This is a genomic window from Anaerophaga thermohalophila str. Valhall (assembly GCF_000250735.1).
GTDB classification, from domain to species: domain Bacteria; phylum Bacteroidota; class Bacteroidia; order Bacteroidales; family Marinilabiliaceae; genus Anaerophaga; species Anaerophaga thermohalophila_A.
Genome location: NZ_AHZV01000269.1, coordinates 1 through 7,060 on the forward strand (window position 1 = coordinate 1; position 7,060 = coordinate 7,060).

The 7,060-nt window shown below is 39.7% G+C and carries 2 protein-coding genes; one reads left to right on the forward strand and one right to left on the reverse strand.

The features are described 5' to 3' along the window. On the reverse strand, positions 1 to 4,867 hold a 4,867-nt coding region (locus tag OQ5_RS0114440; protein ID WP_016778169.1), incomplete at its 3' end, for a SpvB/TcaC N-terminal domain-containing protein. A gap of 524 nt (positions 4,868 to 5,391) precedes the next feature. On the opposite strand from OQ5_RS0114440, the gene OQ5_RS0114450 reads away from it, so the two are divergent. After that, complete coding sequence (locus tag OQ5_RS0114450; protein WP_016778171.1) at positions 5,392 to 6,696, forward strand: acetyl-CoA hydrolase/transferase family protein; 1,305 nt, start codon at positions 5,392 to 5,394, stop codon at positions 6,694 to 6,696. Positions 6,697 to 7,060 lie beyond the last annotated feature (364 nt).

Here is a 7,060-nt window from a genome sequence, read left to right on the forward strand (position 1 = left end):
TTTCGCCATTGGTTTTAAAAACTCCTTTGCGACGTTGGTCATCGACGCCGTAGTTGATTTCCAGGCTGTTGTCTTCTTCGTTGATGGTGGCTGTTTTTTTGAAGTCGGTGTAAGTGATGGATTGCTCTTCGTCAGAGATCAGCGATGGGTTGCCTTCTATGCTGCTTAAAGCATGGGGTTGTTTTCCATCGTACTTCATTTCATAGCCTAAGTCTGACTTACCAGTGATATTGCCCTGAGCATCATAGTTCATGGAAAATGTCTTCTTTAAAACACCTCCCTGTTTTATCTTCCAGGTTTTCAACTGATGCTTGTCGTAGGTGAAACTCTCCAGTTGGCCGGTGAGCTTATCTTCACGCGATTCAAGATTCCCCTTTTCATTAAAAACATAAAAATGGTTGATGATATCCGGCGAAACAATACTTTCGAGCCTGTCCTTCTCATCATAACCGAAAGTAGTGGTTTTACCGCCTTTGCTGGTCTTAACAAACTGACTGGGGGCGTTGACTTTTTCACCTTTCCAGATGCTTTTTCCGTTACTGTCTGTTACTTCTTTCAGATGACCATATTTGGTATAAACATTATCGACAGAGAAGCCTGACGGGTAGGTGCGTTTTTTTTCGCGACCAAAGGCATCGTAAGCGGTACGGAATGTAAAAATTTTCCCGTCTATCTGTTCTTTTACGGAAGTCAGACGCCCCAGTTTTTTATCACTCCCTTCATCGTAGGTATAAATGACTTCGTGGTCTGGTTTTGTTACACTTTGCAGGAACCCGTCGCTATTATAAGAATAATCAATGATTTCTCCATTTCGGTCAATAACATCCGGACGACCGATATCGTCATAAGTATAGCTGGTGATAACGGTACGTTCATCTTCCCCGCTGCCCATAGTGTATTTTTCAGAGATAAGTTCTCCATATCCGTTATAGGTCGTTTCAATTGTTCCGGCATCAGGATCAATGATTTTTGTGCGATTACCCTGAAGGTTGTAATACATCTCAACGGCAGCACCGTCCTGCGGAGTGGCTGTCTTTACTTTGCCGGAGGGGTAGTAGGTAAACGACACCGTGCCACCGTCTGTTTTACTGGTAACAATTTGGCCCGCGGCATTGCGGGTCTCTTCTTTCTCGCTCCGCGGAGAGGATATGCTGGTGGTCAATCCGTTGTAGGTAATACTGGTAGTTCCCATTGGCGTGGTTTTCGTGCTTACACGACCATAATTGTCATAAGTATAAGTTTCTGCCGGTTCTTTGGTGCCGTTGGCAAAGTAAGGCTTGGAGATCGATTCTATCTGTCCCTTTGAATTATAGTCGGTATCTACCCATATTTTTTTACTGTCGTCGAAGCCATAGTATTCTGTTCGCAGTTCCCGACCCAGACCGTCATACCAGGTCCAGACGGGCGACTCCCCGGAGATCTCTTCATAGGTGTAATATACTGCACCATTTGGTCCATAGCCACCAGCCCACTGGTAGGTTTTCACAGCATATCGGCCGTCGGGGTAAGTAGCCTTGATTTGCCGCCCAAAACCATCGTATTCATACGTTGTGGTCAGTCCGGAATGATCCGTTTCGGATGTCAGCACCCCGGTTGTTTCGTTGTAATTATACTTGGTGGAAAAGCCGGTAAAGTCATCGGTTTTCTTTTTCATAAACCGCCCCGAGGCGGTATATTCCAGGGTTGTACTGCGGCTCTTTCCGTTGACTTTGGTTGTTATGATGCGGGGGTTCCCGAAAGAGTCATAATTATCATAAATTGTAACAAGCTCATTTTTGTCACCGACATCACGTTGTTTCTTTGTCAGATTTCCTTTTTGGTCATAAGAATATTTGTGAGTGCGGGTTTGACTGCCATTTTTATTGGTTTTTGTTACAGTCACGGTCTCCGGTTTATTGGGACACCAACTGCCTGCATTGGTATAGGTGATGCTTTTGGTTTCATAAATACCGCTATTACTACCGTTTGCAAGGTACTCGGTCTTTATTGTTTTGGGATTACCGTAAGAGTCGTAAGCAGAGTATGTTTGCTTTGTTGATCTATTTTCCAGGAAATCTTTACTTGTGACTGAGTTGGTTCTGGCCCAATAGCGTTTACTTCCTTTGCTGACTATGGTAATATCCTGAATGGTTTGGCTAATTATACCACTATTCCCATATCTAATTTCTTTAGAAATTGGTATCAGGGTATAATAATTAGAATTCAAAGTAAACTTATTAGTTTGTTCAATACCTAGTTTTAAATTTCGTTTTGTTATAGAAAGAAATCCTAAGAGTCCTTTTCCCTTTGGATAAACAACGCAGTTTTGATAGCTTAGATCATATTTTATTCCTTTATCTTCATAATTTGATACAATCGGGTAATAGGCTGATTTTATGACCCTTAAATTCGTTGGTACAATAATATTTTTAATATAGTCGGCTGTCCATGTTAAATTAGAGTAATTTATATTAATTTTTTGCCCAATGCCATTTTTTATTTCTTTTATCATTTTTTCTTTTGATGAGTATGTTTCTCCATATTTAATGTAATTTTTATAGATTCCCTCTTCTGTACTTAACCATAACCAATTTCTCACACCGGAATAATTATAATCTCCAAAAAAATGATATCTTTCTCCTGCCCTTTGAATATTAGATTTTTCTTTAAACAACTCAAAACCTGAACCTTTTTGAATAAAGTATTGCCAGTTCGTCTTTTCATAATTATACCGTTCAAAATAACCCCAAAGACTATGATATTCTGCTTTTAACTTTTCATCTCCAACAACAATATCCAAAAGCCCATCTTGGTTTACATCCACTATGAAAACATTGTCTTTATCCTTTGAACTATCGTCTTGATTTACGCAATCAATTGAAGACAAGTTCTTAAATGAAAAACCCCCATTTCCTTTACTGTATGCGATTGTCCAAAAATCATTTGCGTTGCGATAAACAATATCGATATTCTTATCGTTATTTATATCTCCAAATTTAAATAAGCATCCTTCCTTCAGGTTTGCAATGGCTTCATTAGGAGAAGAGAAGAAATCGGTACCATTAAAAATATTTTCACATATCATACTACCATCTTCCAATAATAAAAACAAATCATCTTTCCCATCACCATTAAAATCTTGAGCAAATACTTCTTTTATTTTTGATGGAGTATCTATAGAGAAATCATTTTTATTTTGCCCTATATCGGAAACTAATGTTGCATTATATGTGTGCCTTTCTTCTGTTGACTTGGGTATATCTCGTATAATAACAACATCAGATGAAACATTTTCAGTAAAATCACCCACAACCGCAAAAGGAACTGCTCTTTTTTCTTGTTCAAGATGCACAAAATCACTTCTTTTTTCCTCTTGATTTATAAAAGAAACAAAACTTAAACTTATTAAGAATCTTCCATCTTTTGCTTTTCCTTCACTTATATTTAATGCACTTATAGCCCCTTCATTGAAAAAATCCCCAAACAATCTATTCGAAATACTACCGGACATTTCAGTTCCAAAGGCTTTTATAGAAATACCCATATAATAATCTTTGTCCCTTTGTGAAATTGAAAATCCACCTGAAGTTTTTGTTTTATCAAATATCCTCAAATAGTAACGTGTAACCCCATAATAATGTGACGCATCTGCGAATAAAACGCCAATGTCTTCAACTCCATCTCCTGCGAAATCCAATGATACTAGACCAACAACAGAAGACATTCCATGAGGTAAATTACTACAAAAATTTCTAGTTATTTTATCCCGAGAAGCTAAACCGATATTGTTTCCTACCTTAAATGTAGTAGAATTAAAAGATAAATTTCCATTAGTCATATTGATTTCTCTCAATATAGAGACAGTACTTAATGACTTATATTCAAGCCTATATTTTCGCAACTCAATCGATCCATTTTTAATAATAATTTTTTGTAATCTTTTATTTTGAACATTTGAATGCCCATTAACAAATCCTGAAATCGGATCAACTCTATTTTCATAAACAAAATTCAGCTCAATAGAATTGGGCGTGCCAACATTCGAATTACCACCATATTGAATTTTCTCAATGTGAGAATCCCAAGTTCCCCAACGGCCTGAAGCTATCTGTCCAGAGCATCCTCCTGTATATTTGTATATTATATAGTTCCCGTTTTGATCCTCCATTTTCGTTAAACTCCATCCCAAGTTTTGTCCATCAACAAAAACTTGGCACAAAGGAATCCTCTGTTCTGCAAACAGAACAAAATATGAATAAGGATCATTGGGGTTTCCATAGGTTAAAATTTTTCCATCTTTTGTATGAACCTCAATTATTGCTGGCCCCCAATTCCTAATATTTTTCCCAATTATTTTGCTGAACGATTCACTTTCTGTTCTATATTCAATTTGTCCATTTGATTCCGAAACTTTCATTAATCTCTGACCATCCAACACTAATGGGCTCTCTTTTGTCCAGTCTATTCCACTAACCTTATTATCGAAATACAAGTTCTTAGGAGCTCTACTTATCATAGACAACCCGCCAATATTCCACCCCCAACCTGCAATGCCATTGCCAGCCTGGCTGTTATACACCAATGATACCTGGGGTTCCATTCCGTTTACCCCTTTTGGTACTTCAATTGGAATGGTATATGTTGCCGCTCCTGTAGAACTTACTTCAAATTTCCCCGGAATAGTGCCCACTATACCGCCACTGGAAGGTGTTGCTCCTGCAGCCCCTTCAGGTGTGCCATAGGTTGCATCAGTCGGTGGAAACAACAGGCATTCGTCAATTCTGGCTGTAAACGTATTATCTTCATTTGCAATATAGTTAAAGCCGGGTTTCAGGGTAATGTAATCACGGGCCACATATTCCTTTGTTCCTGTCTCGGTATCGCTCAATTCGTAACTTTCTTTAGTGCTGTCTCTAAAGTAGGAAAAGCTTCCTCCTTATCATGTGTCTGTTCAGAAAGTGCCAGTTGCAAGACTTGCAAAGTCCGAAAATACGGAGTTTACTCATCGTAAATGAGTAATTTTCGGACGAGCGTAACACAGTAAATGGCACTTTATGGACAGACACTAACTACAATGCATTTGTGAGTATTTTACCAACCAGAATCATAGAAATTTTCTGCAGTCATAATTATTTAACTTTTCTCCGGCATAAAACATAGCAGGCAAAACCTTACCCTCTTAATGGATTTGGATACTTTCATTTCTTTTAAGCAAAAATAACATCGTATCATCAGAATTCTCCAACTCACTGAAACCAATAAAGAAATAAATCTCTATTTCTTAAGAATGGTTTTAAATATCCTTAAACACCCTGACAAACTGACAATAATAAGAAAAAAATAAACGAAAAAAACTACTTTTGCACCGGCTTTTAAAAGAATAACATACACCATTTATAAAATTGTTTCGACATGCAGTACAAAACAGTAACTGCCGAGGAGGCTGTTAAAGTAATTAAATCAGGCGACCGCATTCATTTAAGCAGTGTGGCCGTTACACCTCATGCCCTCATCAATGCAATGGTTGAACGCGGCCGCAAAGGCGAATTCAACGACGTAAAAATCCAACACATTCACACCGAAGGTCCGGCCCCTTATGCCGATCCGGAACTGGAAGGTATCTTTCAACTGGAATCATTCTTTGTTGGCAGAAATGTCCGCAAAGTAACACAGGCCGGATACGCAGATTATATCCCGGTCTTTTTAAGCGAGACCCAGAAACTCATTCGTGAAGGTTATTTGAAAGTGAACGTAGCCATGGTGCAGGTATCACCGCCCGACCGTCACGGTTATGTGTCACTCGGAACTTCGGTAGATGCTACTCTGGCAGCCATTGAGACTGCCGATGTAGTTATTGCCCAGGTTAACAAATATGTACCACGCACCTGGGGTGACGCCCAAATTAACATGCGCGATATTGACTACTTTGTTGAACACGATGAACCTCTTTTCATTCACAACAACGCCCCGTTATCTGATATAGAACGGGCTATTGGTCACAATGTAGCGCAACTTGTGGAGGACGGTGCCTGCCTGCAGATGGGTATCGGTGGAATTCCTAATGCGGTTCTGGCCGAACTGGGTAACCATAAAGATCTGGGAGTACATACCGAAATGTTTTCCGACGGTATCCTTCCTCTGGTAGAAAAAGGGGTGGTCAACGGTAAACGAAAGCAGATTGACAAAGGCCTGATGGTCGCTTCGTTTCTGATGGGTTCACAGGACCTTTACGATTTTGTGGACGACAACCCACAGGTGGCCATGATGGATGTAAAACATACCAACAGCGTAGATATCATCAGAAAAAACAAAAAAGTTACTGCGATCAATTCCGCCCTCGCGGTTGATATTACCGGCCAGGTATGTGCCGATTCTATTGGGACAACCCACTATTCAGGGGTTGGCGGACAGATAGATTTCATCCGGGGTGCCGGCTATTCCGAAGGCGGAAAACCCATCATTGCCATGCCTTCGGTTACAGGAAAAGGAATTTCAAAAATTTCACCAACGCTTATGGAAGGTTCCGGGGTAGTCACCACCCGTGCAAATATGCACTGGCTGGTCACTGAATACGGAGCTGTAAACCTTTATGGTAAAACACTTCAGGAACGTGCTAAGCTCATCATTTCAGTGGCACATCCCGACCATCGCGAAATGCTTGAAAAAGCAGCATTTGAACGCTTTGGACCACATTTCCACTTTATCTCAAAGAAATAGCAAAATGCTTCAATATATACTAAAAGAAGGGTTGTCCAAAACTGGTTTTGGACAACCCTTCTTTTTAGCAATAGTCTGTTAACTTTTACAATATATCTGTCTGTTTAGAAAGCCTCATTTACAATGCCAGCCCCGATATCATCGGGGGCTTACAAAGCCGTCAAAAACGGAGTTTACTACACGTAAATGAGTATTTTGGCGGCGAGCGTAACACAGCAAATGGTACTTTATGGACAGACACTAATTAGTGCGTGTCTATAAACTTAGCAAAAAATTTTTAACTAGTATGTGTGTCTGTTCAGAAAGTGCCAGTTGCAAGGCTTGCGAAGCCGCCAAAAACGGAGTTTACTACTCGTAAATGAGT